Genomic DNA, 25,924 nt, shown 5'->3' on the forward strand with positions numbered 1-25,924 from the left:
GGCCAGACGTCCGGTTTCGGTCACTCCGAGCCGGTGATCATCCGCTGCACAGCCGGCGCGTACAGATCCGCCAGCTGCTCGGGCGTGGCGCGTTCCCCGGCGCCCGGCCGGTGCAGACTGAGGGTCGCGCCCAGGCCCAGCAGCAGACCGGCGATCAACTCGGCCCTCAACTCGCTGTCCCCACCGCGCAGTTGACCGGCCAGCCGGGACGTGACCTGCTCGCGGAACCGCTCCCGCAGCAGCGTCCGTTCATCCATGTTCCCCAAAGAGAACACCGCGCGCAGCAGCGGATCCCCCTGATCCTCGCGCCGCATCCGCACCATCGTCAGGACCATGTGCCGGCCCAGCCCGTCGAGGGGGGCCGCGAACAGCGCGTCGGCCGCGGGCCCGAAGTCCGCGACGGTGTGGAAGAGCCGCTCCTTGCTGCCGAACCGCTTGACGATGAGCGAGGCGCTGACCCCCGCGTCGGCGGCGATCGAACGCATCGTGACCTCCGCGTACGGGCGCAGCGTGAACGCCCGGCGGGCCGCTCGCAGGATCGCGTCCCTGCCCGTCTCCGTGTCGCCGCCGGTGGCCGGCTGCCCCGTCATGCGCTCTCCTCTGCCGTCGTACGTCCCGTCGCGCCCTCGGCACGGTCCGCCCCGACGGTAGCGGGGGCGGGCGTGGTGCGGCCCGGCAGGAACAGGGTGGCGGCGAGTGCGGCGAGGGCCGCGCCTGCGGCGATCAGGAACACCAGGAGATAGGCGTGCAGCGTCGGTGCGGTGTGCCCGCCGGCCTCGAAGGTGACGTTCGCCAGGACCGCGGCCACCACCGCGCTGCAACAGGCCTGGCCGACCGAGCGCATCAGGGTGTTGAGCCCGTTGGCGGCGCCCGTCTCGCTCACCGGGACCGCGCGCATCACCAGGGCGGGCAGTGCCGAGTACGCGATCGCGGTGCCGCAGGACACCACCGTCGCCCCCGCGATGATCAGCGGCAGGCTGTGACTGGTGAAGAACCGCACCGCGTAGCCCACCGCCATGACGGCGGCCGCGAGCGCGAGCGCGGCCTTCGGGCCGTACTTCGCCGAGATCTTGGCCGACACCGGGGACAGCGCCACCATCGCGAGCCCGCCCGGCAGCAGGCAGAGACCGCTCACCACGATGGACGCGCCGAGCCCGTAGCCGGTGGCCTTCGGCTCCTGCACCATCTGCGCGGTGACAAGGGAGTTGGCGTAGAAGGCGAAGCCGATGAGCAGGGCCGCCACATTGGTGAGCAGCACCGCGGGCCGCGCCGAGACCCGCAGGTCCACCAGCGGCGAGCGGGTGCGCAGCTCGTACGCGCCCCACAGCGGCCAGATCGCCACGGCCGCGCCGAGCAGCGCGAGGGTGCGTGGCGAGGTCCAGCCCCAGTCGGCACCCTGGGTGATGGCGAGCAGCACCGCGACAAGACCCGCCGAGAGGCCGAGCGCGCCCACGGCGTCGAACCGTCCGCGCGAGCGCAGCGGCGACTCCGGCACGCACCACAGCACCAGGGCGATGTCGAGCGCGCCGAGCGCGGCCGAGGCCCAGAACATGGTGTGCCAGTCGAAGTGCTCGACGACCAGCGCCGCGACGGGCAGCCCCACGGCCGCGCCGATGCCGAGGGTCGAACTCATCAGGGCCACCGACGAGAGCACCTTCGCGGGCGGCAGCTCGTCCCGCATGATGCTGATGCCCAGCGGAATCACCGCGAGCGCCGCCCCCTGGAGGGCGCGGCCCGCGATCAGGACCCCGATGTGCGAACTCACCGCGCACATCACCGAGCCCGCCGTGAGCACCCCGAGCGAGACCAGCAGCAGCCGCCGCTTGCCGTACATGTCACCGGCCCGGCCGAGTACCGGCGTGAAGACCGCCCCCGTGAGCAGGGTGACCGTGACCAGCCAGCTCGCCGCGGCCGGGGTGCTGCCGGTGAGCGCGGGCACATGCGGAAGGAGCGGCACCACCAGCGTCTGCATGACGGCCACCACCACACCGCAGAACGCGAGGACCCCGACGAAGAAGCGGGGGCGCGGCGGGTCGGCGGCCACGGGTATCGCTGGGGGCATGACTCTCCGTACGACTGGACTGCGGGCAGGGGTGCACGTCTGTTCACCCCCAGGGTAAACGCTTGTGCACCCCTTGTTGCCCGCCCCGGCGGTTCTGCTCGGGGCCCAGCCGTTGGCGCTCCGGTGCCCGCGGTCGTGCCGGGCCGCCTGCCGCAGGGCCGTCAGCCGCGCGCCGCGGGCTCCGGCAGCGGCACACCCGCGCACGTCGTGTCCTTCGCGGGCAGCGTGCCGTCGAGGAGGTAGTTCTCGACGTAGCCGTCCGCGCACGCGTTGCCGGTCTGGAACTGGCCGTGGTCGCCGTCGGCCACGGTGATCAGGCGGGAGCCCGCAAGCCCGCGATGGGCGCGCAGCGCGCCCTCGTAGTAGGTGGCCGGATCGTGCGTCGAGTTGAGCATGAGGACCGGCGGCAGCCCCTTGCCGGTCACCTTGATGTGCGGAGCCTTCGACTGCGGCCAGTTCGCGCATATGGCCCCGTACGTCAATTCCATGGCCCCGGCGAGGGGGGTGGCGCGCGTCGCCTCGGCGCTCTTGGCCACCCAGTACCGGCTGTCGCGCGTCCACGGAGTGTCGCCGCAGGTGACCGCGGTGAAATCGGCGAAGAAGTTGGCGCCGTAGAAGTGCCGCAACTGCTCGGAGACCTTCTTCTTCGCGTCCGCCGGAGCGCTGTCGGGGTGTTCGAGCAGGCCCATCAGCGAGGCGAGGTCCCGGAACCTGTCGCTCGCGCTGTACATCGCGTTCGTCGCGGCGGCGTCGAGGTGGTTGGGCGTGATCACGGTGCCGTCGAGGTCGAGCGGGTGGTCGTGCAGAGCGGCCCGCAGCCGCTCGTAGGACGCCTTGGCCTCGGCGGGCGTGCGGCCCTGGTGATATGTCGCGTCGTTCTTCGCCAGCCACGGCAGGAAGTCCTGCTCGAACCGGCGCTGGAAGCTCATCGGCTGCCCCACCAGGAACGACTCCCAGCTGCCGGTGAAGTCGACGTTGCTGTCCAGGACGACCCGCTCGACCCGGCGCGGGAACTCGGTCGCGTAGTACGCCCCGAGGAAGGTGGCGTAGGACGGCCCGTAGTACGACACCTTGTCCACGCCGAGCAGTGACCGGTACAGGTCCATGTCGTGCACGGCCTGGTCGGTGGTGATGTACGGCAGCAGACCGCCCGAATTGCGCTCGCAGTCCGCCACGAAGTCATGGGCCCTCTCGAACGTGGCCCGGACCGCCTGCGGCGAACGGTCCCGCAGATCCCCGCTGTTGAAGAGGCCGTCGACCTTGTCCTGGTCCGAGCAGACCACGTTCGTACTCGCCCCGACGCCGCGCTGGTCGAAGCTGACGACGTCGTACGCCGCCGAAAGCTTCGGGCTGAGCTTGGTGAGGTTGGCCGGGCGCTTGTACCCCGAGGAGCCGGGCCCGCCCGCGGCCATCATGAGCACGCCCCGCCGCTTGGCGGGATCGGTCGCCCGGTGCCGGGACACCTGGATGCTGAGGCTCGGCCCGGTGTCCGGGTGGTACCAGTCCCGGGGTACGGACATCGTGGCGCACTCCAGCGTGCCGGACAGGCACGGCTGCCAGTCGAGCCGCTGAAGCCGGTAGCGGTCGGGCACGGTGCTCTTCGCGGCGGCGCTCGCCGCACCGGCCGGCAGGGCCGCCGCGGCGAGCAGCCCGCACGCGGCGGCCGCGGCCCACCGGGCCGGCTTCCTGAACAACTGCATGTGTTTGTCCCCCCGTTGGGATCGCTCCCCTTGCGGCGAATCGGTCGTAGAGATCGTCCACCGCCCGGGCACCCTGCCGCGATCTCGCCACCACCCGGATCGGGGGTGGCACGGATGCCACCCCCGAGGTGGTTCAGGGACCCGCCGGCGGGAACGGTACAGCCGTCAGGGCCGGCAGCAGCTCCTTCTCCTCGTAGGCCAGGTGGGCTGTCAACTCTTTTGTCATGGCGTCCAGTTGGGTACGGAAGCCGAAGGGGTCGGCCGTGCTGAGCGTGTCGAGCAGGGCGACGAGGTCACCCTGGATGCGGGCCACCGTCCGGTGCTCCCCGCGCAGCCGCTCCAGGGCGTCGCGCAGCGCGGGGTGGTGCCGCGCGAGGCCCGGGAACATGTGGTTGTCCTCGGCGGTGTGGTGGAAGTCCAGCGCCTGGCAGAACGCCAGGCAGTGCTGGCGCAGTTGGAGGCCGAGCCCCGGCACCGGGGCGTTGCCCGGGCCCTCGTGCGCGGCCCGTGCCGCGAAGTACGCGTCGGCCTCGGCGGCGACGTGCCGCAGCTGGGTGCGCAGCCAGGTGTGCACCTCCATGAGCTTGTCGGCCAGGTTGTCGACCTCGCGCGGCGCCTCGGGTCCGGGCTCCGGCCGCTCCAGAACCACGACCGGCAGGGTCCGTTCGGTACCGGCCTGGTACTCGCCGTAGCCGGGGGCCACTTGCACCACCCGTGCGAACAGCCGCTCGCGGCGCGCCCCTTCGGCGGGCACGGCGATCGCTTCGAACCGCTCGGCGGCGAGCTCCACCCGCACCGTGGGATGGGCCAGCAGGTTGTGGTACCAGTCGGGGTGGCTCGGCGCGCCGAGGTTGGAGCCGACGATCATCAGTAGGTCGCCGTCCCGGACGCAGGCCAGGGGGACGGTGTGCGGGGCGCCGGACTTCGCGCCGGTGGTGGTCAGCAGGAGCAGGTCGCCGCCCTCGAAGGGGCCGCCGACCTTTCCGGCGTTGGCCCGGAACTCCTCGATGACGCGCTGGTTGAAGGACATGGTCATGCGGTGTGGAATCTCCAGAGAGTCAGGATGTGCGGGTGCTCGCGACGGGCGCGGCGACACCATCCCCGGTACGCGCGGCGGCGGACGGTCGCCGAAGGGCCGACGGCCGTCACGGAAGGCGGGGGCGTACCCGGGTCGTCGCACGGCGGTGCGGGGCACCGCTCGGGACGGGTGGACGGCGTGCGCGGAGGCTGCCGTCAGGCGGGGGATGCGGAGTGTGAACTCATGACACGGTCCCTCGAAAAGGGTGTTCGCCCGACGGCCGGCCGGCCCACTGCTCTTTGACCGGCGTCACGCGACACGCGGGTCATTACAGCCAGCCGCGCCGCACGCTGTCAACCCGGCGGCCCGGCACGACTCCGGCCGGTCAGGCCTCCGCGAGCGTGTTCCAGAACATCGACTCGTACGTCTGGAGCAGGCGCCCGTAGTGCGCCCCGCTGCCGACGCCCTCGCCGTGTCCGTCGTCCGAGCCCGAGGCGACGGCCGCGACGGCCTGCTGTTCGAGCTCGGGGGCCGGGCCCGCGAAGAAGTCGAAGAAGCCGCACGCCCGGTCGGTGAACCCGTAGCGGGTGCGCAGCGCCGCGGCCACCCGCGCGCAATATCCGCCCCACGCCGCGAAGTTGGCGGTGAGTGCGAGGGCCACGCTCGGCGGTTCGCCGTTCAGGGCCAGCCACGCCACATACGCCGGATAGGCCTGGCAGCCGGCCTTCGGCTCGTATTGGCCGATGGCCTCCGGAGTGAGCCCGCAGGCGCTCTCGTACGCGCCGAGCCGTTCGAGCGCCAGCGTCTCGCCCACGACGAGCGAGCCGAAGAACTCCGCACACGCCGTGCCCCTGCCCGAGCGTTCGGCCAGGAGCCCGAAGGCACGCCGGTCGGAGGCGATGATGTGGCGCTGCTCCAGGGCGAGCCCGGCGAGCGCGGACAGCGGCGCGGTCCCGGCCTCGATGAGCGGCACGAGCCGGTTGTCGTCCGCCGCGGGGGCGAGCGCGGCGGACGTCGCCGCGACGATGTCCTTGGCCGTACGCGTCTGACGAGTCATCAGGGACCCTCTTCGCAGGTATGCCGGTGCGGTCCCGCCCAGCGTCTCACGCGGCCCCGCCTTCGCGCGCTCACCAGGTGACGGGCAGTCGGCGAAGCCCGCACACCCGGCTCCCCGTCGTCCAGGCCAGCTCCTCGGCGGGGACGGCGAGCGCGAGCCCCGGCAGGCGTCGTACGACCGTTTCGAGGGCGGTCTGGACCTCCACCCGGGCGAGGTGCGCGCCGAGGCAGAAGTGCGGGCCGTGGCCGAAGGAGAGGTGCTTGTTGTTGGCGCGGTGGATGTCCAGCCGGCCGGGCTCGGCGAACCGTACGGGGTCCTGATTGGCGGCCACCATCGGCGCGAGCACCGCCCGGCCCCGGGCCACCGTGGCGCCCGACGGCAGGGTCGCATCGGCCGTCGCCACCCGCAGCAGCGCGCCGTGTCCGGGAATCTGCAGGCGCAGGATCTCCTCGACCGCGTCCGGAACGAGCCCCGGACCGGCCCGCAGCGCGGCGAGCTCGGCGGGGTGGCGCAGCAGGGTGAGGACGCCGCGCGCGATCACATGGGCGGTGGTCTCGTGGCCCGCGACGATCAGCCCCCGCACCATCCGCCCGAGCTCGGCCTCGCTGAGCCGGTCACCCTCGTCCCGCGCCTCGATCAGCGCGTCGATGAGGTCGTTGCCCGGTGCGTGCCGATGGCCGGCCACCAGGTCGTCGACGTACGCGCCGAACTCGGCGGCGGCCCGTCGGCGTTCTCCTGCCCCGCCCGGCGTCAGCGAGAGGAGCGTGTCCGACCAGGCCCGGAAGAGCCCGCTGTCCTTCGCCGGCACCCCGAGCAGCCGGCAGGTCACCTCGACGGGCAGCGCGAACGCGTACGACGCGAGGAGGTCGGTGGGCGGGCCCGCCGCCACGACGCCGTCCAGGAGCTCCTCGGCGATGGCCTGTACGTCCGGGCGCCAGGCCTCCGCGCGGCGCGGCGTGAACGCGCCCTGCACGATGCGCCGCAGTCGCGCGTGCTCGGGGCCGTCCATGCTGGTCAGCGCGTGCGGATCGTCGCCCAACGCCTCGCCGGGCAGCATCCGGGGCGCGCCCGGGTAGCGGAGGTTGCGCGAGAAGGACGCGCCCGCGAGCACCTCGCGGATGTCGTCGTACGCCGTGGCGAGCAGCACCTCGTCGCCGCTGGGCAGAGTGACAGGTCCCAGCGGACACTCCGCGCGCCGCCGCCGGTACTCCTCGGGGCAGCCGCCCAGCGGACCGGGCGGGAAGGGGAACGATCCTCTGTCGTGGGGGGATTTCGGCGCCTCGGCCATGACGGCGGCTCCTCTCGGCCTGCCGATACCTGTCGGACGGCTGAGCCGAGCATCGCATCTGACGTACCGTCACGTCATCGGCCGGGCGCCGGGGAAGTTGCCCGAGGGAACGATTCGAGCCAGGGGTCCTCAGGCGGCCACGGAGGCGGACCGGCGCCTTCGACGGCGGTCCCGGGTTCTGTCGCGCTGCGGCCACAGCAGTACGTATGCCGTCGAGACGACCACGAACGCGAGCCGGATCAGCCCCCGCGCCGCGTCGTCCGGCACCACGAACACGCTCCCGTACAGCGTCAGAAGCGCGAGCCAGCTCCACCACGGGACCAGCCGGCGCTGCCCGATCACGTCCCACAGCAGGGTCCCGAGCAGGACCGACGCCGTGTAGTACGTGTAGACGCTGGGGTCCAGGACGATCCGCGCGTTCGCGCCGAGCAGCACCACCGCGGCCCACCGCCCCCGCCACACCGCGATCGCGCCGAGCAGCAGGCCGAGCGCCGCCTGGGCGGGGCGGTCCCAGCCGGGCGTCTCGGCGTCGGCGACCCCGAGCCAGCGCAGCGCGGACGCGGGCTGGTTGGGTATCGCGAAACCGGCGGCCGACACCGAGTGCGGATTGTTGAGGAAGAACGGCGCCCAGGCGACGGCGACCACCGCCGCGCCCCACAGCGCGGCCCGCAGCCACTGGTGGCGCGGCAGCGCGAAGAGCAGCGCGGCGAACGTCACCGCGGTGGGCTTGGAGTCCATCGCGAGCGCGAGCCACACGCCGGTGCCCACCGCGCTGTCGCGGGTCACCGAGCGGACGGCGAGCGCGGTGAAGAACAGCGCGAGCACGTCGTCGAGGTGGCCGAAGCGCACCGACACCTCGATCCACATCGGGATGAAGGCGAGCCCGGCGATGAGCACCCGCTGCCGCAGCCGCTGATGGTTGGTGCCGGTCCCCAGGAAGTACCAGGCGGCGCTGCGCCCGGCGATCACCACGATCACCAGGCCGAGCACCGACATGAGGAGCGCGGCCAGGAACTGGCCGGTCCGCTCGGGGAACGGGTTGAAGAGCCCCGCCGTCAGGAAGCTGACCGGGCCCATCTGGAGCTCGGGGTGGTGGGCGTAGAGGTTGAGGCCGCCGGTGCCGTCACCGGAAGGGCCCTGGAAGATGAGCTGGCCGCCGGCCCGCAGATAGTGCCAGGAGAACCCGCCGTTGGGCTCCACCACGGCGAACCACAGTGCGGTCCATGCGGAGAGCAGGATCAGATGCATCCTCTGACTGATGGCCGGCACGTGCGTTTCAGCTCCTGTTTCCCTGCCCGTTACGAATGGCGTCCCGTGGAGCACGGGAGGCCCCGGGGAAAGATGTCATGCGGCCCGAGTCCGTTCTCACAGTGGGTCCACATGTGCTCGTTGCCACATTCCGCCGGGCCCGAACGGCGCGGCGCACGGGCCTGGCCGATACCTCTTACTGAGAGATAAAATGGGGGCATGGCTGTCGAAGAGGCCGAACCGTTCGACGACTCCTTCGCCGATGTGCTGGCCGGTGTCCAGCGGCTCGTGCGGCGGAGACTGCGCCGCGGCCTCACCGTGCCCCGGCTGCGCGGCGCCCACATCGAGCTGCTCAGACTGGTCGCGGCCCGGCCGGGCATCGGGGTTTCGGCGGCCGCCAAGGAGTTGTATCTCGCGGGCAATTCGGTATCCACGCTGGTCAACCAGCTGGTGAAGGACGGGTACATGCGGCGCGAGACCGATCCGGGCGACCGCCGCTCGGCCCGGCTCTACGCGACGGCCGCCGCGGTCGAGCGGCTGCGCGACTGGCAGCGCCGCCGCGCCGCGCTCGTACGCGACCAGGTGGCGCGCCTGGACGCGGCCGACCGGGCCGCGCTCGCCGCGGCCCTGCCCGCCCTGCGCCGGCTCGCCGAGAACCTGCACGAGGAAGCGGAGGAGTCATGAGCGACGACGGCGCCGTGGTGTGCGCGGGCCTGGAGTACGCGTTCGGCGAGACCAGGGCGGTCGACGGGCTCGACCTGTCCGTCGCCACGGGTGAGGTCTTCGGCCTGCTCGGCCCGAACGGCGCGGGCAAGACCACCGCGATCCGCTGCATCACCACCCTGCTGCCGGTACCGGCGGGCCGCATACGGGTCTTCGGGCACGACGCGGCCAGGGAGCGGATGGCGGTGCGCCGGCTGCTCGGCTACGTACCGCAGCAGTTGTCGGCCGACGCGGGCCTGACCGGACGGGAGAACGTGGCCCTGTTCGCCCGCGTCTTCGACGTCCCGCGCAAGGAACGCGCGCGCCGCGTCGCGCAGGCCCTGTACGCCGTCGACCTCACCGAGGCCGCCGACCGTATGGCCCGCACCTACTCCGGCGGCATGATCCGCCGTCTCGAACTCGCCCAGGCGCTGGTCAGCGCGCCCCGCCTGCTCATGCTCGACGAGCCGACGATAGGCCTCGACCCGATCGCCCGCACCAGCGTGTGGGAGCACATCGACACGGTGCGCCGGGCCACCGGCATGACCGTGCTCGTGACCACCCACCACATGGACGAGGCCGACCAGTACTGCGACCGCCTGGCCCTCATGCACCGCGGCAGGATACGCGCGCTGGGCACGCCCCAGGGGTTGAAGTCCGAGCTGCGCGAGTGCCGCGGGCCCGGCGATCCGCCGCCCACCCTGGAGGACGTCTTCCGCGACGTCGCAGGCCGTGGGCTCGACAGCGAGGGAGGTGACTTCCGCGATGTCCGCAGCACCCGCCGCACCGCAGCCCGCCTCGGCTGAGCCCCTCGACACCGTGGGCGCCCTCGATCTGCTCCTCGTCCCGCCACGGCCCCGCACCGGCTGGCGCGTCCTGCCCGCCCGGGTCGGCGCCCTGTGCGCGGTCGAACTCCAAAAGCTCCGGCACGACCGCGCCGAGCTCTACACCCGCGCCGTTCAGCCCGCCCTGTGGCTGCTCATCTTCGGCGAGACCTTCACCCGCATCAAGGCGATCCCGACCGGCGGCATCCCGTACATCGACTATCTGGCGCCCGGCATCATCGCCCAGTCCGCCATGTTCATCGCCATCTTCTACGGGATCATGATCATCTGGGAGCGGGACTCGGGCATCCTCACCAAGCTCCTGGTCACCCCCACCCCGCGCTCCGCGCTGATCACCGGCAAGGCCTTCGCGGCCGGGGTGAAGGCGCTCATCCAGGCGGTCGTGGTGATCGCGATCGCGGCCCTGCTGGGGGTGGCTCTGACCTGGAACCCCCTGAAGCTGATCGGAGTCGGCGTCGCGGTGGTCCTCGGCTCCGCCTTCTTCTCCTGCCTGTCGATGTCGATCGCCGGAATCGTGCTGACCCGCGACCGCCTGATGGGCATCGGCCAGGCCATCACGATGCCGCTGTTCTTCGGCTCCAGCGCCCTGTACCCGGTGTCGATCATGCCGGGCTGGCTCCAGGCCGTCAGCAGGGCCAACCCGCTGAGCTACCAGGTCGACGCCCTGCGCGGACTGCTCCTCGGCACCCCCACCCACCTCGGCCTCGACTACGGGGTACTGCTGCTCGCGGCCGCCCTCGGCATCCTGGCCGCCTCCTCGCTGCTCGGCAGGCTGGCCCGCTGAGCCGGCTGCCATCATGACCGGCATGACCGAGGACAACGGATACCTCCTGGACAACCGGCAGACCGAGGCCGGCGAGCGGTTCGACGCGCTCGCCGCACTCTTCGACGCCACGACGTTCCGCCACTTCGACGCCCTGGGCCTCGCGCCGGGGCACCGCGTGTGGGAGGTGGGCGCGGGCGGCATCTCCGTGCCGCTCGGCCTCGCCGAACGGGTCGGCCCCGACGGGCAGGTGCTCGCCACCGACCGCGACACCGGCTGGCTCACCGGCGTCGACCTGCCGCCGAACGTCGAGGTCCGCCGCCACGACGTCGGGCAGGACGAAGCACCCTTGGGACCCTTCGACTTCGTGCACGCCCGCCTCGTCCTGGTTCATGTGAAGGACCGGGACCGGGCCCTGCGCGCCATGCTCGGCGCGCTGCGCCCCGGCGGCGTCCTGCTCGTCGAGGACGCCGACCCCGCGCTCCAGCCACTGCTCTGCCTCGACGAGTACGGCCCCGAACAGGAACGGGCCAACCGCCTGCGCCGGGGTTTTCGCGCACTCCTCGCCGAGCGGGGCGCGGACCTCTCCTACGGCCGCAAACTCCCGCGCCTGCTGCGGGAGTTGGGCCTTGAGGGGGTGGAGGCCGACGCGTACTTCCCGGTCACCTCGCCGGCCGGTGACGTCCTCGAAGCGGCCACCGTGCGCCAGGTCAGGGACCAGCTCGTGGAGCGGGGCCTTGCGAGCGACGACGAGATCGAGCGCCACCTCGCGAGCGTTGCCGAGGGCCGCCTCGACCTGGCGACCTCGCCGATGATCTCGGCATGGGGCCGGCGGCCCGCCTGACTCAGGCGGGCCGGCGGCCCGGCGGGGGGCGGCCTCAGGCCGCGGTGTCGTACGTGTAGTAGCGGGTGTGGTCGAGGAGATCGGCCGGGGTCACGTTGTTCCACGGCCGCATCGTGTCGTGCAGGTCCACCACATCCCGCGTCCCCGCCGTCGGCAGATAGGACGAGCCCGGGTGCATGGCCTGCCACTGCGACCAGAGCTTGTCCACGAACGCGTGGTGCATCCAGAACACCGGGTCGTTGGGCGAGGCCCCCGTCCCCATCTGCCCGCCGACCCACACATGGACGCGGTTGTGCAGATTGACCCCGCGCCACCCTTCGAGATGGTTGCGGAAGCCGTCGGACGCGCTGTTCCACGGCGCCATGTCGTACGTCGTCATGGCGAGAACGCTGTCGACCTCGGCCCGGGTCGGCAGCTGGGCGACGTTCGCGCCGAGTGCCCGGCGCAGGTAAGTGCGCCCGTCCACCCGGACGTTGAGGGGCCAGCCGCCCGCGCTCTGCGCGAACGGCCCGTCCATCACCTGGCCGTCCCGGCTGCGCCCGGTGCCGCCGAGGAAGTCGGGAGCCCACAGCGAGGAACTCGGGGTGCGGTCGACCGTCCAGTCCCAGTACGGCACCGTGACCGAAGGATCGACCGACTGCAGGGCCTGCTCGAACTCCATGAGGAATCTGCGGTGCCAGGGCAGGAACGACGGCGAACGGTGGCCGACCCGGTCACCCGTGTCGGTGTCGCTCATGATGAAGGCGTTGTGCGTGGTGACGAAGGCGTCGTACTTCCCGTTGCGCTTCAGCTGAAGCAGCGCGTCGACGAGGCGGCGCTTCTCGGCGGCGGTGAGATGCGCCTGATTCTTGCGAACGGCCATGGCTGTGCTCCTGGTTGGGCTGGGGTGCGGATGGGCGTGTGAACCGGGCAGGCCTCGTGAGCCCTGCCGCCTCGGGTCAGGCGAGCGGGACGAGGGTGGCGCCCTGGAGCTCCACCACGGCGGCGCGCGCCACCGCGCGGGGCGTGGGAGACGGCTCGTAGTGGTTCACGACGCTGATCCAGGTCCCGTCGGCGTTCTGCATCACATGCAGTTCCTGGCCGTCTATCCGCACGGAGTACCCGCCGCCGTGGTGCATGTGCCCGGCGCCGGGCACGCCCTGTATCCGGCGCCCCTGGAACACCTCGTCGAAGGCCTCGGGCGCGCCGTGCCCCTCATGGCCGGTCTTCGCCGGACTCGTGGACGCGTGTGCGGTGCCGGCCAGGGCCAGCCCGGCGAGGGTTCCGGCGGTGACGCCGATGGCCTGGCGGCGGGTGGGCCGGGACGGTCGGGATGTTCGAGTCATAGGAATCCCCAGGGATGCGCGGTGGGTTGGCAAGTGGTTCAGTGCCATCCCTACCGGCCAGGGCCACGGATCAAGAAGTCCGGCCGCATTGGTTGGCTGCTATGCGGACATGTCCCGATTCGAAGTGCAGTGTTCAACAAGGGGGTTCTTGCTGAACACCGGTCACCAGGCCGCCGATCGTGAAGATTCTTCCTGGAATATGCCAAGTCTGTGAAAATCTTGTTGCTTTGATGTCTGGGATGTGGCTGCCCTCACGCGCGGAAGGTGACCGAAAAAGCCCGCCCGTGTCCGGTCCTCCGAACCGGCCACGGGCGGTCACCGCCGGGCGAGGGCTGCCGCCCCCGTCCGTGCGGGTTCCGTCAGCCCACCCCGCGGGGCAGGGCGAGCGACTGGACCTGGGGAAGAGAGGTCCAGTCGTTGGAGGCGACGCTGGCGTGGGCGGCGGCGAGCCGGGCCACCCGTGCCTGGGCGTCCGCCGGTGACGGGTTCTTGTCGTCGAGGGCCGGGGCGACGTTCTGGGCGTCGGTCATGACGAGGAAGTAGTGGTGCGCGTCGTACCAGTTGGTGTCGATCGAGCCGTTCGTATACGCCGCTGCGTCACCGTCGAAGACCACGAACCACGGACGGATCGAGGCATCGGCATAGCGTGAACGGGGGTCGCCCGCCTGGGCGTTGTGGACCGCGGGGAAGATCTGGGCCTGACCCGTGCGCCCCGCCGCGGCCAGGTCGCGCAGGTAGCGGGCGTACTCGACGTCCGTCCACAGGCTGTCGGTGGGATTGCCCTCCTCGACCGTGCCCGGGATGACTTCGAGCATCACCTTGCCCGCGAGCGCCGCGCGGGTGGGCCAGTTGCCCGCGCCCGCGGCCTCGTCGAGCGTGGCGTACTGGCCGCCGCCCGGCTTGGCGAGCAGATCCGCCGGACGGAAGACCGCCGAGCCCAGGTGAGCGCTGATCGTCTGGTCGAGCTTGGCGGGGCTCATGCCGTACGTGGCCTGGAAGCCCGCCTTCATCTCCAGCTTGATGACCAGCGGCGGGTGCCCGGGGTGGGCCGCAAGCCAGACCCGTACGTCGTCCAGGCAGCTCTCCAGGTTCTTGTTGGCGCCGCCGGTGTAGAGCTGGGCGGGGGTGCCGGCATTCACGCAGTTGTTGCTGTTGCCCAGCGGGTTGGAGTGGCTGACCTTCCACTCCTTGGTGATGAAGTCGTCCCACACGTCGAGCTCGATCATCGACGTGCCGGTGTCGAGGGCCTGCGCCAAGTAGGGGAAGGCGGCCGGGTCGTAGGTGTTGTGCAGGCCGGAGACGGTGGCCCCGGACAGCGGCAGGGCCTCGGGCCCCGCCGCGGAAGCGCTGCCGCCGGCGCCCGCCGTCACGAGGGCGAGGCAGGCGGCGAGCGCGATGGGCAGGGCTGTCCGCAGCCGGGGCGTGCTTCGTCTGGGCCGGGGATCCGACACGGGTCCTCCTAGTGGGGGGTGACTCTCCGTCAGGACAGTGCCATCGTCGGGTGAATCGACGAAGACATGTCAAGTAACGCGAGTTGGATTCCTCCTGTCACCCCTTGCGGCAGCTCCGGCTGCCCAGAGGCCGGACCGTCTCGGAGGCGCCCGCCTAGAAGTTGAACACGGCCTCGGAACCGGCCGCCTTCATGCAGGAGTTGCCGTAGGTCTGGACGTGGCTGACCCGCTTGCCGTTCCAGATGCCCTCCGCGCGTACGGTGACCGGGTTCCACACCTTGGTACAGATGCGTGGGGCGCCGCTCGCGGAGAGGGCCGTGAAGTCGCCCTGGGCGCGCTTGAGTTCGGCGCATGCCGCGGCCGGGGCGGGGTGCGTGCCCGACGGCGTCGGGGCGCAGCTGAGGGTGACCGCGCGCTGGACGGAGGCGCCCTCGTCGCCAGTCCCGGGCTCGACGCTGATCACGAGCGCGGACGGCGCGTACAGGCTCATCGGCTTCATGGCGTCGGCCGGGACCGCCGCCGCGCTGCCGAGTCCGGTACCGACGAGTCCGTTGGCCAGCAAGGCGACGGCGACGGCGCTGACTGCTGCGATCTTCCGCATTTCGAACACTCCTGGGGGTTGGTTTCCGAAGAACGAACAGGAGTCTCTCCTGCGGCGGAGAGCTCCGCGCAACACACCGGAAACATTCGGTCACGCGAAGTAACCCCATGGGGTCGCATCGATGCAGGACATCGCACGGGTGTGCAGGTCGCCGAGCGCGCCAACGTCGGCCAAAAGAAAGGCCTGTTGGTGGATCCGTGGTCGATTTCAAGGCAACGAGAGGGCCGATTCTGGGAATCTTAGGCTGGATTGTGGGCTGGTCAGAGTGTCACTCTGTGCTGGGCGGGTGGGGGAGGGGTGGCGGGGCACCCCTTAGGATCCGGGGCATGGAGCTTCGGCAACTGCGGTACCTCGTGGCGGTGGCGGAGGAGGCCAACTTCACCCGTGCCGCCGCCCGTCTGCATGTGGCGCAACCCGGAATCAGCGCGCAGATCCGGCAGTTGGAGCGGGAGCTCGGCCAGTCCCTGCTCGACCGCACCGGCGGCTCGGTCACCACCACCGAGGCGGGCGAGGCGGTACTGCCGTACGCGCGGGCCGCGCTCGCCGCCGTCGACGCGGTGCGGCACACCGTGGACGAGTTCACCGGGCTGCTGCGCGGTCACGTCACGATCGGCGTGGTCTCGGGCGCCGCCACCGAGGAGTTCGACGTGGCGGCCCTCCTGGCCGACTTCCACGACGCCCACCCCGACGTCGAGATCACGCTCACCGAGGACACCTCCGAGCGGATGCTCGCCGCGCTGCTCGCGGGGCGGCTCGACATCGCCCTGGCCGGGATCGCGCAGGACGCGCTCCCGCCCGGCGTCGCACTCGACGTGGTCGTCGACGAGCCCCTGGTGGCCGCCGTCGCCCCCGGCGACCCGCTCCTCGCGCCCGGCCGCGGGGAGGTCCGCCTCGCCGAGCTGGCGGGCCGGCCCCTCATCAGCCTGCCGCGCGGCACCGGCCTGCGCGCGGTCCTCGACCGGGCCTGTGCCGAGGCCGGAATCCAGCCCCGCATCGCCTTCGAGGCCGCCTCCCCGCAGCTCCTGGCCCGCCTCGCCGCACGCGGCCTCGGCGTCGCCGTACTCCCCGCCCCGCCGCCCGGCGCGGAGTCCGCCGCGGGCCTGCGGACCCTGCGCATCGTCGAGCCGGAACCGCGCGGCCGGATCGCCCTGGCCTGGCGCACCCAGGGCCCGGCGGGACCCGCGGGCCGGGCCCTGCTGGCCCGGCTGCGTACCGCGCTCGCCGGGCCCGGCCCGTCCTGAGGCAACCGCGGTGAGGGCTCACCGCGCCCTGCGCTCCACGCGACGCCTGACCGTGCGGCGGCGCATCACCACGAGAAACGTTCCGACGACGGCGAGGCCCCCGGCCACGGAGCCCGTCACCGGCCAGGCCGACTCGTCGTCCGCCCCACTGGCCGGCTTCGCCGCCACCACATGCGTGATCTGCGCCTGACGCCGGGCCGGCTTGGTGGGCCGTACGGGTTCCAGCGTGCCCACCGCGTCGACGCTGTCCCAGGCCTTGAAGCCCCAGTCGAGCAGGGTGCGGGCCTCCTCGTAGACCGTGAATCCGCCGCCGGCCTGCGGATTCATGACGGTCACCAGCAAGGTGCGCTCGCCTTGCTTGGCGGCGGCGATCAGGGTGTTGCCCGCCTGGGACGTGTAGCCGTTCTTGACCCCGATGATCCCCGGGTACCGGGCGATCCCGTCGGTTCCGGAGAGCAGCCGGTTGGTGTTCACGATGCCGTACGAACCGCCCTCACCGGGGAACTGCGCCGACGCCGTCGAGCAGTACTCGGCGAAGTCCGGCCGGGCCAGGCCCGCCCGGGCGAACACCGCCAGGTCGAACGCCGAGGAGACCTGGCCCGGGCTGTCGTAGCCGTCCGGCGAGACGACCTCGGTGTCCAGGGCGCCGAGCCGCCGGGCCTTGGCCTGCATCTGGGTCGCCGTCTCCTCCCAGCCGCCGTTCAGCGCGGCCAGCACGTGCACGGCGTCGTTGCCCGAGCTGAGGAACACTCCACGCCACAGATCGGACACCTGGTAGGTGTGCCCGGGCTCGATGCCCACCAGGCTGCTGCCCGGGCCGATCCCCGCGAGGTCCTGGTCGGAGACCGTGTGCCGGTCCTCGGCGCGCAGATGGGGGAGCGCGGTGACCGCGAACAGCGTCTTGAGGGTGCTGGCCGGCGGCAGCTTGCGATGGGCGTCCCGGGCGGCGAGGACCTTCCCCGTACGGGCGTCCGCGACCACGTACGACAGGGCGGAGACGTCACTCGGAAGGGCGGGTGCGTCCCGCCGCGGGCGTACGTGCTCGCCCGTGGGCGGGCCCGGCAGGGGCGTGGAGGCGGAGCTGACGGGTGTCGGAGCGAGGCAGCACAGACCGATGGCGGCAGTGGCGGTGAGCGCAGCCATGGAGCGGAATCCGGATCTGATGACCATTCGGCCACCGTAGGAACAGAACGGACATCACGCAGGTCGGCTTGTGCCGTCCGGCCTACACGGCAGGCAGCGCCTGCGCGGACAGGGCGCGCAGCCGCTGCTCGGCCCGCACCTGCCGGGCGACTGCGGTGGGGGGCAGCCGGGGTCATGGGCCGCACCGCGCAGGAACCCGCCCGGCGATGCGCTCCAGGGCGGTCCCCTTGTGGCCGGTTCTGTTCACCGGGGCCTGTTTCCTTTGTTCAAGGAACGGCAATGGTCTAGTCCAAGTCGTTGACGTGTTCCGGCCACCGTCCAATTCTGGGAGCCCCTCCCACCCCCAGGAGACCCCGACATGAAGCCACTTCGTGCTCTCCTCTGCGGCGCCGCGAGCGCCGCGCTGGCAGCGGCCGGGCTCACCGCCTTCGTCACCGGTCAGGCCTCCGGCGCGACCGCGGACGCGGCCGGGCTCGGCGGCCGCTGGTACGCGGCCGCGCCCTATCTGATGCCGCTCGACAACAACCCGCCCGACGCCTCCGCCATCATGGACGCCACCGGCCTCAAGGCCTTCCAGCTCGCCTTCGTCCTCGCCCCCAACGGCGGTGGCTGCAGTCCGACGTGGGGCGGCACGGCGCCCGTCTCCTCCGACACCGCGGTCGCCGGGGTCATCTCCTCGATCCGCGCCAAGGGCGGCGACGTCTCGGCCTCCGTCGGCGGCTACGGCGGCACCAAGCTCGGCCAGAACTGTTCGGACGCGGCCTCCACCGCGGCCGCGTACCAGCAGGTCATCACCAAGTACCAGCTCAAGGCGATCGACTTCGACCTCGAAGAGCCGGAGTACGAGAACGCCACCGCCATCGCGCACGAGATCGGCGCCGCCAAGATCCTCCAGCAGAACAACCCCGGCCTGTACGTGTCGGTGACCACCGCCGGAACCGCCGACGGCACCGGCTGGTTCGGCAAGCAGATGCTGAACGAGGCCAAGACGCAGGGCTTTGTGCCCGACAACTTCTCGATCATGCCGTTCGACGGCGGGTTCAGCGGCGCCGCGGCCCAGACGAGCGCGCTGACCAACTTCAACTCCATCCTCCAGTCGACGTTCGGCTGGAACGCGGCGACCGCCTACGCCCACGAGGGCTTCTCCGGGATGAACGGCCGCAGCGACACCGGCGAGTTCTTCTCGCAGAGCGACTTCCAGACCGTGCTCGACTACGCCACCGGCCACGGCATGGCCCGCTTCACCTTCTGGTCCCTCAACCGGGACCGGCAGTGCAGCCCGCCCGACAACAACGGCACGACGTCGGGCACGTGCAGCAGCGTTCCGCAGGCGGCCTGGGACTTCGCCAAGTACTCGGTGAAGTTCGCCGGAGCCACCCCGCCCTCCTCGCCCCCGCCGTCCTCCGCGCCGCCCTCCTCGCCGGGCGGCACCTGCACCGCGGCGGCCTGGAGCTCGGGCGCGGTCTACACCCAGGGCAACGAGGTCTCCCACAACGGCCATCGGTGGAAGGCCAAGTGGTGGACCCAGAACGAGGAGCCCGGGACCACGGGGGAGTGGGGGGTCTGGCAGGACGAGGGCACCTGCTGAACCTCCCGCGGCCCGGGTTTCCTTGCAATGACGGCTCCGGTCGGCGCGCTGCACCGCGCCGGCCGGAGCCGTTCCCGTGTCCGGGGCCGAGAGGCTTTCACCCGCCCCGGAAGTTTTTCCGCGCGAGCGGCAACCCCCGTCGCCGCCGCACGTCGTCAGGGGTGAAGGCGCAATCACCGCGCCGCCCCGCCGACCGTGGAGATGCACAACGTGACCGTCCCCCAGCACCGTCCCGACCGCCCCGCCTCCCGCAGCCCCCGCCGTCTCGCCGGCGCCGCCGCGGCGACCGGCCTGCTCCTCGCCCTCGCCGTCCCCGCGCTCGCCGGCACCGCGCACGCGGACGGGCCGGGCGCCCAGCCGAAGCGCCCGGCCCCGGCCACGGCGGCCGAACCGGGCGCCGCCCCGGCCTCGCCGGTCAAGCGCGCGGGCGAGGGCGAGCAGCCGCCCCAGCCGTCGGCCGCGCGGCCCGAGGCCGCAGCCCCCACCGCGCAGCCGAAGGGCCCGGCGACGCCGGGTGTTCAGGCGCCCGGTACGGAGGCCAGGCCCGCCGCACCGGCCGCCGCCCCCGCTCCCTCGGACCAGAAGGAGCTGGCCCATACTGGTTCGTCCACGGCCAACACGGTGATGGGCGCCGGAGCCGGCGCGCTGATCCTCGCGGGCGCCGGCACCGTCTACGCCGTACGGCGGCGGCAACAGCACTGACACCCAGGCTCTGAGGCACCCCCACGGCCCCGCCCACGACAGGGCGGGGCCACGCCCGCGTACCGAGGAACTGATGGAGCACACCGCCGCACTGCACCCGGTCCCCTTCGCCCCGAGCCGGCTCGCGCCCTGGTGGCGCGGAGTGCTGCGCCGGGGCCGCACCGTACCCGACGACAGACGGGCGGACGTGTTCGGCCGGAGCCGGTTCGGCGACGCCCGCGATCCCGGGGCCGCGCCGCCGACCGTGAGCGAGCTCTACCATGCGCACCGCCTCAAGATGGTGCATCTCGCCGTCATGCTGGTGGACGACCGGGCGAGTGCCGAGGACGTCGTGCAGGACGCGTTCACCGCGCTGTACCGGCGCCACGGCGAACGCATCGACGAGGTCGACAACGCGCTCGCCTATCTGCGCACCGCCGTCGTCAACGCCTCGCGCTCCGTGTTGCGCCGTCGCCGCACGGCCCGCGGCTACACCCCGCCCCACATACCCGACGCGCCCTCCGCGGAGGAACGCGTCGTCCTCGACGAGGAACACCGTGAAGTGCTCGCCGCGCTGGGGCAGTTGACGGTACGGCGCCGCGAGGTGCTCGTCCTGCGGTACTGGAGCGACCTCACGGAGGCGGAGATCGCGACCACCCTCGGCATCAGCCGGGGCTCGGTGAAGTCCATCGCGAGCCGGGCCCTCGACTCGCTGGAGAAGATCCTGGAGGCACGGGCATGAACGGCCACTGGAGCGGGCCCGAAACCCCACAGCGTCCGGTCGAGAGGCGGCTGCGCGGCGCGCTCGCCGCCCGCGCGGACGGCATCACCCTCGCGGATCTGCGGCCTGCCGACCCGCCGGGACCCCACCTGCACCGCACCCCGCTGGCCCGGCTGCGGCTGCGCCGGTTCGCCCTGCCGCTGGCCGGGCTCGCCACCGCCGCCGCCGTGGCGGTCGGCTACGTCACGCTGGCCTCCGGCCACGACGAACAGCGCCCGCTGCCGGCCAACTCGCCGGGGCCGGTCAGCCCCAGGCCGACGCCGGTCCCGTCCAGGACGCCCGAGCCGGCGCCGTCGGTGCCGCCCACCCGGTCGCCGTCCGTCGACCGGTCGAAGTCGCGGAGCGAGGCGCAGCCCACCCCGAACCCGTCGAAGCCCGCGGCGGGCCCGGTGACCGGGGCGCCGTCACCCGGCACCGCGCCCCGCGGGCCGGAGCCGCCGGCCGCGACCCCGGCCCGCTGAACCCCGGGGCGATCAGCCGCGGCGGCCGCCGATCCGCCGACGGCGTACCAGCACCGCGGGCACCGCACCCGCGAGTGAGAGGGCGCCCGGCGCGAGGGCGGCCGCCGTGTTGATGCCGGACTGGTCGAAGGTGGCGGGGACGGGCAGGGTCGTCCAGCGGGAGACCGGCCAGGCGACCACGAAGGCGCGGCCCACGGCGTCGTCGACCGGGACGAACCCGTGGGTCTTGTCGCCCTGGTGGTAGCGGGAGTCCGCGGAGCGCTGCCGATTGTCGCCCATCACCCACATCTTCCCCTTGGGGACGGTCACCTTGAACTGGCCGCCCTCGGTGTCGACCGTGCACGGCGTGCCGCTGGGATTGACGTACGGCTCGACGAGCGCCTTGCCGTTGACCTTCAAGGGGCCGGTGCCCTTGCACTCCACGGTGTCGCCGCCGACCCCGATGACCCGTTTGATCAGGTCGTGTTCGTTGGCCGACGGCATGACCCCGACGAACGACAGGACTCTCTGGACGACGTTCGGCTCCGAAGTCGGCTCTCCGGCAAGCCAGTCGGCGGGATCGTGGAAGACGACGACCTCGCCGCGCGCGGGCTCCGCGCCGAACCACGGCGTCAGCTTGTCGACGAGGACGCGGTCGCCGACCTGCAGCGTGTTCTCCATGGACTCGGAGGGGATGGAGAACGCCTGCACCAGAAACGTCTTGATGAGGAGCGCGAGCACCAGCGCGACCACGATGAGGATCGGCAGCTCCTTCCAGAAGGAGCGGTGCTTCCCGGCCTTCGGGCGGCGCGGTCCGTCCGGCTCCCCACCCTCGGTCTGTGGGCTCCCGTCCGCGCCGATCGCTGAATTCCCCACGCCCGCTCCTCCGTTCGTACCGAGGCCCATGCGCCGGGCGGCGCGGGTCCACGACCTGACCAACGAACGGTAGTTCCGGGCGGCTGTGATCACCGCGGTCCGCGGCGGGTGTTCGGCCGCATTCCTGCATCCGAAGGACCCCGGGTGCGCGAGAGCCCCCGCCGGACGGCAGGGGCTCCACGGTGCGCGAGGGGGCGGGTCAGGAGGCGGGCTCGGGGCCCTGCATGTGGTCGCTGATCCACTGGATGAGCCCGCCGTTGGCCATGTTCGGCACATACGTCTTGGCGTTGTGGTCGCCGCCCTGGATGACGCTGAGCTTCGTCTTGACCGGGCCCTTGTTGCCGAACTTCCTGATGAACTCCTCGATCTTCGGCTTGGCCTGGGCGTCGGAGCCCACGGTGCCGACCTGGAAGGCCAGATAGACGTCCGGGTGCTTCGCGTCGATCAGCTTCTGGGCGAGCACGTTCGGGTTGTTCTCCGCCTTCTCCTTGTCGTGCCCGGCCCACAGGCGGGAGTCGGGGACGATGTCCGGCCCGGAGGCGATGACCGCCTTGAACTGGTCCGGCTTCTGCAGCACGCTCTTGAGGCCCGCGAAGCCGCCGGTGGAGGAGCCCATGAAGGCCCAGCCGTCACGCGACTTGACCGTACGGAAGTTGGCCTTGATGAGGTCGGGCACGTCCTCGGTGAGCCAGGTGCCCATCTTCGGCTGGCCCGGGATGTCACTCGCGTCCCAGTACAGACCGCCGGTGTCCGGGTGGGGGTTCAGGACCGGCATCGCCAGGATGAACGGGAGGCTCTTGCCCTCCTTCGACCACTTGGAGATGCTCGCCTCCAGCTTGAGGTCCGTGCCCATCCAGTAGTTGCTCGGGTAACCGGCGCCGCCGGGCAGCGCGACCATCACGGGGAAGCCGCTCTTGGCGTACTTCGGGTCCTTGTACTGGGGCGGGACCCAGACCCAGACCTTGCCCTTGAAGCCGGACTTCTTGCCCTCCAGGGTGGTCACGGCTATCTTGCTGCCGTCCTCGGGAACCGTGCCGAACACGGTGAACTTGGCCTCCGGACCGGTCGGCATGAGCACCTTGGAGTCGGCCGCCTTCCCCGATCCACCGCCCGGCTTGTCGCCGCCCGCGCCGCCGTCCTGCCCGAAGCTGATCGCGTCGCCCTTGTCCGAGAAGACGTCGAAGTAGTTCAGGACGGGCCACGCGATCAGGCCGAGCACGACGAGCGAGACCACGCCGAGTATCCAGCGCTTGGCGCGGCTGGCCCGGCGGTGGCCCCGAGACTGGTAGGCCCCGTTGCGGGGGTTGGTCATTGCGATCGCTCCGGATGGTTCTGTCGCCCAAGGGCATGCCTGTGTCGTTCACCAGACGGGATGGGCAAGAGTGACCAATGGGTTCCGGATTTGTCTTACAAATCTTGTGAAAGTGACCGACCTGTCAATGCTGGTTGCGGAGCGTTCCTGCCGCGCCCGGCCCGGCGCCGCCCGGCCGGGCGCCTCGGTTCAGGGGCGCAGGCCGTGGCGCACCCAGGCGTTGGGTTCCACATAGCTGACCCGATCGTGACGGGTGTCACAGTGCGCCGGGACCAGGGCGGCCGGCACCTCGACCTCACCGTCCCGGTCGAAGGGAAGGCCGGTCCACCGGCGCCACTCGGCCGGTGTCCCGCTCACCGTCATCGACGCGGCGGCCGCCTTCTCGATGGTGCCGCCGGCCCTGACATGGACCCGCAGCCAAGGATCGGCGGGCAGCCCGTCCTCCCTCACCTGACGCATGTACGCGGCCATGGGCACCCGCGGCTGGAGGTGCTTGGCCGTGGGGCGCACCGGCGCCACCAGAGCGCCGAGCCCCTGGCGCGCCACGGCGTCGCGCAGGGCGGCCAGCATGCGGTGGGACAGGCCGCGCCCGAGGTGGTCGACGTCGATCGTGATCTCCAGCGCGCTCGCCGTCGTCACAGGACGCCCGCGCCGGAGGTCGTCGAAGGCCCAGGTGAGCACCTGGTCCCAGCCCCGGTCCGGCATCTCCTCGCGTCCGTCGAGCGTCGCGTCGAAGGGGACGCTGTATCCGCGGGCGATCAGCCGGTCCCCCTCGGTCGCCACCACGCAGTACTGCGGAAACTCCTCGGGCACCCGGCCGAGCAGGGCGTAGCCGACCAGGTCCCGGGCTATGAACTCGGGCCATGTGTCGCTGATGTCGTAGAGCCGGTCGGCCAGCTCGGGCCGCTCGGTGAGCGTGCTGATCTCGATGTTGTCGCTGTGCGTCACGGAACCGGACCCTGCCAGAGGCCCGTCGTTCCCGCCAGTGTTTTTGGACCCGGCCGATCTTCGGCCGACGTCACGGCCGGCCATACCCACGCCGTCGTCACGGCTCTGCGCAAGCCGTCGTCACGGCCGTATGCACCGGACCCGCACCGTCATGTCGAGATGGCGCCCGGCCATGCCGCGCGACGCCGTCACCCCGAACGCGGTGCGGTCGACGCGTGCCGTGGCGACGGCCGTGAACGCGCCCGCCGACGAGGCGGACTCCTCTATGGACAGGCTCAGCGGGCGGGCGATGCCGCACACGGTGAGTGTGCCGGGCACGGTCGTGCCGTCGAGCCGGTCCGCGGTGAAGGTGATCAACGGGTGGCGGTCGGCGTCCAGGAAGCGCGGGGAGCGAACGACGGTGTCGCGCTGCCGGTTGCCGGTGCTGAAGCTCGCCGTGTCGATCTCGACGCCGACGCTCGACCCGTCGAGCGGCTCGGCGATGTCGACCGTCCCGGACCGGATCGTGAAACTGCCGCTCACCGGAAGCAGCCCGAACACATGCCGGGTCCGGAAGGTGACGGCCGAGCCGCCCGGGTCGATCGCGTAGCGCCCGAGACCGGGGGCCGCCGTGGTCCTGTCCTGATTCGTTTCCATGAGCCGATTCCACCGCGGGGCGGGTACCGGGCGGCAGGGCGGGCGGTCGGATTCCGGGGCGACGAAAGAAGGGCCGCTCGGGGCGGCATGCGACTTTCGTAGGGTGTGCCCGGACCGGAAGATCTGCTGTCGCGATGCGCAGCCCGGGGATGACCTACCGTAAGCCGCATGAGTGACGGACCGTGCCGCGATCGGCATCCGCTCGCCGTGGATGCGGCGCTCGCCATCTGCTTCGTTCTGGGCGACATCGCTCTCACGCTGACCGGCGCGACCTGGTGGCCCGAGCGGCCGGGCCCCCTCGCCTGGACGCTGCTCGGCCTGCAGGCGCTCGCCTGCCTCTCGCTGGTGGCCCGCCGCCGGGCCCCGCTGACGGTGGTGGCGCTCCTCGGCGCCTTCACGCTCGCCCTGACCCTGCTGATCTCGCCCGTGCACGCGCTGACCCCCGCGCACCCGGGCAACGTATGGGCACCGTTCTCGACGGCCCTCGCGGCGTACGGCCCCCTCTTCTACGGCAAGAACGCCCGCAACCGGCGTACCGCGTTCCTCGCGCTCGGCATCTTCACGCTGATCGTCGCCCGGGCCTGGGAGCCGTCCCTCACGGTCGTCACCATCGGCCTGCTGCGCACCGCCGTCGGCCCGCTGCTCGCCCTGTACTGCGACGCGCGCAGGCGGTTGCTCTGCGCCCTGACCGAGCGCGCCGAACGGGCCGAGCGGGAGCGCTATCTGCTCGCCGAGCAGGCCTGCGCCGAGGAACGCGCACGTCTCGCAGGTGAGATGCACGACGTGGTGACCCACCGCGTGAGCCTCATGGTGCTCCAGGCGGGCGCGCTGCGCGTGACCGCCTCCGACGAGGCGACCCGGCGTGCGGCCGAGGAACTGCGGGCGGCCGGCTGCCAGGCCCTTGAGGAGCTGCGGGACCTCGTCGGCATCCTGCGCACGGCACCGGAGGACGACCCCACCCCTTCGCTCGACGGGTTCGCGGCGCTGGTCGCCGAGTCGACGGCGGCGGGCGTGCCCGTCGAACTGGCCGAGCGGGGCGACCGGTCGCTGGCCTCACCGGTGGTCGGCCGCACCGCGTACCGCACGGTGCGCGAGGCGCTGACCAATGTGCACAAGCACGCCCCCGGGGCCCGCGTCACCGTCGAGGTGGAGTACGACGAAACCCGGGTACGGGTCGCCGTGCGCAACACCCGGCCGAGCGGCGGGCCCAACAGCGAGCTGGCACGCACCGGTTCGGGCCTCGGCATCGCGGGACTGCGCCAACGGATAGAACTCGTGCACGGAAGCCTGCGGGCAGGGCCCGAACCGGACGGCGGCTTCTGCGTCGAGGCCGTGCTGCCCGCCTTTGTACCGACAGCGGAATCGATGGTGTGA

The 25,924-nt window shown here is 72.1% G+C and carries 26 protein-coding genes; 10 read left to right on the plus strand and 16 right to left on the minus strand.

Annotated elements, in window-relative coordinates:
- Positions 1–20: 20 nt before the first annotated feature.
- The 7 genes from ABD346_RS09695 to ABD346_RS09725 form a co-directional block, all read right to left on the minus strand.
- Complete coding sequence (locus tag ABD346_RS09695; protein WP_344373813.1) at positions 21–590, minus strand: TetR/AcrR family transcriptional regulator; 570 nt, start codon at positions 588–590, stop codon at positions 21–23.
- Positions 587–2,062: an MFS transporter gene (locus tag ABD346_RS09700; RefSeq protein ID WP_344373815.1), complete on the minus strand. Its 1,476-nt coding sequence runs from the start codon at positions 2,060–2,062 to the stop codon at positions 587–589. The genes ABD346_RS09695 and ABD346_RS09700 overlap by 4 nt, the downstream gene beginning before the upstream one ends.
- Positions 2,063–2,223: 161 nt before the next feature.
- Complete coding sequence (locus ABD346_RS09705) at positions 2,224–3,762, minus strand: alpha/beta hydrolase (RefSeq protein WP_344373817.1); 1,539 nt, start codon at positions 3,760–3,762, stop codon at positions 2,224–2,226.
- A gap of 133 nt (positions 3,763–3,895) precedes the next feature.
- Positions 3,896–4,798, minus strand: coding sequence for a nitroreductase/quinone reductase family protein (locus ABD346_RS09710; RefSeq protein ID WP_344373819.1), 903 nt, complete (start codon positions 4,796–4,798; stop codon positions 3,896–3,898).
- 367 nt (positions 4,799–5,165) lie between these two features.
- Positions 5,166–5,837, minus strand: a complete 672-nt coding sequence (locus tag ABD346_RS09715) for a TenA family protein (RefSeq protein ID WP_344373820.1) — start codon at positions 5,835–5,837, stop codon at positions 5,166–5,168.
- Positions 5,838–5,907: 70 nt separating this feature from the next.
- Positions 5,908–7,125 (minus strand): cytochrome P450, encoded by a 1,218-nt coding sequence (locus ABD346_RS09720; RefSeq protein WP_344373822.1) that lies wholly within the window; start codon positions 7,123–7,125, stop codon positions 5,908–5,910.
- A 129-nt stretch (positions 7,126–7,254) separates the two neighbouring features.
- Complete coding sequence (locus ABD346_RS09725; RefSeq protein ID WP_381228536.1) at positions 7,255–8,394, minus strand: hypothetical protein; 1,140 nt, start codon at positions 8,392–8,394, stop codon at positions 7,255–7,257.
- Positions 8,395–8,592: 198 nt separating this feature from the next.
- On the opposite strand from ABD346_RS09725, the gene ABD346_RS09730 reads away from it, so the two are divergent.
- From ABD346_RS09730 to ABD346_RS09745, 4 genes are read left to right on the plus strand one after another with little or no spacing between them, the layout of a single operon-like run.
- Entirely contained in the window at positions 8,593–9,057 is a 465-nt protein-coding gene (locus tag ABD346_RS09730) for a MarR family winged helix-turn-helix transcriptional regulator (RefSeq protein WP_344373823.1), read from the plus strand.
- Entirely contained in the window at positions 9,054–9,881 is an 828-nt protein-coding gene (locus ABD346_RS09735; RefSeq protein ID WP_344373825.1) for an ATP-binding cassette domain-containing protein, read from the plus strand. Before ABD346_RS09730 ends, ABD346_RS09735 begins: the two co-directional genes overlap by 4 nt.
- Positions 9,841–10,704, plus strand: a complete 864-nt coding sequence (locus ABD346_RS09740; protein WP_344373827.1) for an ABC transporter permease — start codon at positions 9,841–9,843, stop codon at positions 10,702–10,704. The genes ABD346_RS09735 and ABD346_RS09740 overlap by 41 nt, the downstream gene beginning before the upstream one ends.
- A gap of 22 nt (positions 10,705–10,726) precedes the next feature.
- Positions 10,727–11,527: a methyltransferase domain-containing protein gene (locus tag ABD346_RS09745; protein WP_344373829.1), complete on the plus strand. Its 801-nt coding sequence runs from the start codon at positions 10,727–10,729 to the stop codon at positions 11,525–11,527.
- A 34-nt stretch (positions 11,528–11,561) separates the two neighbouring features.
- Here the strand turns inward: ABD346_RS09745 and melC2 are convergent, their stop codons facing one another.
- The 4 genes from melC2 to ABD346_RS09765 all read right to left on the minus strand — a co-directional run bounded on the left by melC2 (position 11,562) and on the right by ABD346_RS09765 (position 14,904).
- Positions 11,562–12,389: a tyrosinase MelC2 gene (gene melC2, locus ABD346_RS09750; RefSeq protein ID WP_344373831.1), complete on the minus strand. Its 828-nt coding sequence runs from the start codon at positions 12,387–12,389 to the stop codon at positions 11,562–11,564.
- A 76-nt stretch (positions 12,390–12,465) separates the two neighbouring features.
- On the minus strand, positions 12,466–12,852 hold the full coding sequence (gene melC1, locus ABD346_RS09755) for an apotyrosinase chaperone MelC1 (RefSeq protein ID WP_344373832.1): 387 nt from the start codon (positions 12,850–12,852) through the stop codon (positions 12,466–12,468).
- A gap of 359 nt (positions 12,853–13,211) precedes the next feature.
- Complete coding sequence (locus tag ABD346_RS09760; protein WP_344373834.1) at positions 13,212–14,303, minus strand: phosphatidylinositol-specific phospholipase C domain-containing protein; 1,092 nt, start codon at positions 14,301–14,303, stop codon at positions 13,212–13,214.
- Between the two features lie 154 nt (positions 14,304–14,457).
- On the minus strand, positions 14,458–14,904 hold the full coding sequence (locus ABD346_RS09765; protein ID WP_344373835.1) for a subtilase-type protease inhibitor: 447 nt from the start codon (positions 14,902–14,904) through the stop codon (positions 14,458–14,460).
- Positions 14,905–15,230: 326 nt separating this feature from the next.
- Here ABD346_RS09765 and ABD346_RS09770 point away from each other — a divergent pair, with 326 nt between their 5' ends.
- Positions 15,231–16,145: a LysR family transcriptional regulator gene (locus tag ABD346_RS09770; protein WP_344373837.1), complete on the plus strand. Its 915-nt coding sequence runs from the start codon at positions 15,231–15,233 to the stop codon at positions 16,143–16,145.
- An 18-nt stretch (positions 16,146–16,163) separates the two neighbouring features.
- Here the strand turns inward: ABD346_RS09770 and ABD346_RS09775 are convergent, their stop codons facing one another.
- Positions 16,164–17,315, minus strand: coding sequence for a D-alanyl-D-alanine carboxypeptidase family protein (locus ABD346_RS09775; RefSeq protein ID WP_344373839.1), 1,152 nt, complete (start codon positions 17,313–17,315; stop codon positions 16,164–16,166).
- Positions 17,316–17,646: 331 nt separating this feature from the next.
- Here ABD346_RS09775 and ABD346_RS09780 point away from each other — a divergent pair, with 331 nt between their 5' ends.
- The 4 genes from ABD346_RS09780 (at position 17,647) to ABD346_RS09795 (ending at position 20,799) form a co-directional block, all read left to right on the plus strand.
- Positions 17,647–18,876 carry a carbohydrate-binding protein gene (locus ABD346_RS09780; protein ID WP_344373841.1) on the plus strand — a complete coding sequence of 410 codons (1,230 nt, stop codon included), beginning with the start codon at positions 17,647–17,649 and terminating at the stop codon, positions 18,874–18,876.
- A 210-nt stretch (positions 18,877–19,086) separates the two neighbouring features.
- Positions 19,087–19,578, plus strand: coding sequence for an LPXTG cell wall anchor domain-containing protein (locus tag ABD346_RS09785; protein WP_344373843.1), 492 nt, complete (start codon positions 19,087–19,089; stop codon positions 19,576–19,578).
- A gap of 73 nt (positions 19,579–19,651) precedes the next feature.
- A complete protein-coding gene (locus ABD346_RS09790) occupies positions 19,652–20,299 on the plus strand; it encodes an RNA polymerase sigma factor (RefSeq protein WP_344373845.1) in 648 nt (215 codons plus the stop codon).
- Complete coding sequence (locus tag ABD346_RS09795) at positions 20,296–20,799, plus strand: hypothetical protein (RefSeq protein WP_344373847.1); 504 nt, start codon at positions 20,296–20,298, stop codon at positions 20,797–20,799. Before ABD346_RS09790 ends, ABD346_RS09795 begins: the two co-directional genes overlap by 4 nt.
- A gap of 12 nt (positions 20,800–20,811) precedes the next feature.
- Here ABD346_RS09795 and lepB read toward each other — a convergent pair whose 3' ends face one another.
- The 4 genes from lepB to ABD346_RS09815 form a co-directional block, all read right to left on the minus strand.
- Complete coding sequence (gene lepB, locus ABD346_RS09800; protein ID WP_381228919.1) at positions 20,812–21,684, minus strand: signal peptidase I; 873 nt, start codon at positions 21,682–21,684, stop codon at positions 20,812–20,814.
- A 169-nt stretch (positions 21,685–21,853) separates the two neighbouring features.
- On the minus strand, positions 21,854–22,966 hold the full coding sequence (locus tag ABD346_RS09805) for an alpha/beta hydrolase (protein ID WP_344373850.1): 1,113 nt from the start codon (positions 22,964–22,966) through the stop codon (positions 21,854–21,856).
- Between the two features lie 189 nt (positions 22,967–23,155).
- Complete coding sequence (locus tag ABD346_RS09810) at positions 23,156–23,914, minus strand: N-acetyltransferase (protein ID WP_344373852.1); 759 nt, start codon at positions 23,912–23,914, stop codon at positions 23,156–23,158.
- 120 nt (positions 23,915–24,034) lie between these two features.
- On the minus strand, positions 24,035–24,550 hold the full coding sequence (locus ABD346_RS09815; RefSeq protein ID WP_344373854.1) for a YceI family protein: 516 nt from the start codon (positions 24,548–24,550) through the stop codon (positions 24,035–24,037).
- A 168-nt stretch (positions 24,551–24,718) separates the two neighbouring features.
- On the opposite strand from ABD346_RS09815, the gene ABD346_RS09820 reads away from it, so the two are divergent.
- Positions 24,719–25,924, plus strand: coding sequence for a sensor histidine kinase (locus ABD346_RS09820; RefSeq protein ID WP_344373855.1), 1,206 nt, complete (start codon positions 24,719–24,721; stop codon positions 25,922–25,924).

Source organism: Streptomyces mauvecolor, assembly GCF_039532965.1.
GTDB lineage: Bacteria > Actinomycetota > Actinomycetes > Streptomycetales > Streptomycetaceae > Streptomyces > Streptomyces violascens.

Excerpts from the sequence above, each read along its gene's own strand:
- ABD346_RS09765 (WP_344373835.1), bottom strand. The coding sequence starts at position 14,904 with ATGCGGAAGATCGCAGCAGTCAGCGCCGTCGCCGTCGCCTTGCTGGCC.
- ABD346_RS09700 (WP_344373815.1), bottom strand. The coding sequence starts at position 2,062 with ATGCCCCCAGCGATACCCGTGGCCGCCGACCCGCCGCGCCCCCGCTTC.
- ABD346_RS09790 (WP_344373845.1), top strand. The coding sequence starts at position 19,652 with ATGGAGCACACCGCCGCACTGCACCCGGTCCCCTTCGCCCCGAGCCGG.
- ABD346_RS09775 (WP_344373839.1), bottom strand. The coding sequence starts at position 17,315 with ATGGTCATCAGATCCGGATTCCGCTCCATGGCTGCGCTCACCGCCACT.
- ABD346_RS09705 (WP_344373817.1), bottom strand. The coding sequence starts at position 3,762 with ATGCAGTTGTTCAGGAAGCCGGCCCGGTGGGCCGCGGCCGCCGCGTGC.
- ABD346_RS09710 (WP_344373819.1), bottom strand. The coding sequence starts at position 4,798 with ATGACCATGTCCTTCAACCAGCGCGTCATCGAGGAGTTCCGGGCCAAC.
- melC1 (WP_344373832.1), bottom strand. The coding sequence starts at position 12,852 with ATGACTCGAACATCCCGACCGTCCCGGCCCACCCGCCGCCAGGCCATC.
- lepB (WP_381228919.1), bottom strand. The coding sequence starts at position 21,684 with ATGGGCCTCGGTACGAACGGAGGAGCGGGCGTGGGGAATTCAGCGATC.
- ABD346_RS09735 (WP_344373825.1), top strand. The coding sequence starts at position 9,054 with ATGAGCGACGACGGCGCCGTGGTGTGCGCGGGCCTGGAGTACGCGTTC.
- ABD346_RS09695 (WP_344373813.1), bottom strand. The coding sequence starts at position 590 with ATGACGGGGCAGCCGGCCACCGGCGGCGACACGGAGACGGGCAGGGAC.
- ABD346_RS09720 (WP_344373822.1), bottom strand. The coding sequence starts at position 7,125 with ATGGCCGAGGCGCCGAAATCCCCCCACGACAGAGGATCGTTCCCCTTC.
- ABD346_RS09820 (WP_344373855.1), top strand. The coding sequence starts at position 24,719 with ATGAGTGACGGACCGTGCCGCGATCGGCATCCGCTCGCCGTGGATGCG.
- ABD346_RS09805 (WP_344373850.1), bottom strand. The coding sequence starts at position 22,966 with ATGACCAACCCCCGCAACGGGGCCTACCAGTCTCGGGGCCACCGCCGG.
- ABD346_RS09715 (WP_344373820.1), bottom strand. The coding sequence starts at position 5,837 with ATGACTCGTCAGACGCGTACGGCCAAGGACATCGTCGCGGCGACGTCC.
- ABD346_RS09780 (WP_344373841.1), top strand. The coding sequence starts at position 17,647 with ATGAAGCCACTTCGTGCTCTCCTCTGCGGCGCCGCGAGCGCCGCGCTG.
- ABD346_RS09745 (WP_344373829.1), top strand. The coding sequence starts at position 10,727 with ATGACCGAGGACAACGGATACCTCCTGGACAACCGGCAGACCGAGGCC.
- ABD346_RS09815 (WP_344373854.1), bottom strand. The coding sequence starts at position 24,550 with ATGGAAACGAATCAGGACAGGACCACGGCGGCCCCCGGTCTCGGGCGC.
- ABD346_RS09740 (WP_344373827.1), top strand. The coding sequence starts at position 9,841 with ATGTCCGCAGCACCCGCCGCACCGCAGCCCGCCTCGGCTGAGCCCCTC.
- ABD346_RS09795 (WP_344373847.1), top strand. The coding sequence starts at position 20,296 with ATGAACGGCCACTGGAGCGGGCCCGAAACCCCACAGCGTCCGGTCGAG.
- melC2 (WP_344373831.1), bottom strand. The coding sequence starts at position 12,389 with ATGGCCGTTCGCAAGAATCAGGCGCATCTCACCGCCGCCGAGAAGCGC.
- ABD346_RS09770 (WP_344373837.1), top strand. The coding sequence starts at position 15,231 with ATGGAGCTTCGGCAACTGCGGTACCTCGTGGCGGTGGCGGAGGAGGCC.
- ABD346_RS09730 (WP_344373823.1), top strand. The coding sequence starts at position 8,593 with ATGGCTGTCGAAGAGGCCGAACCGTTCGACGACTCCTTCGCCGATGTG.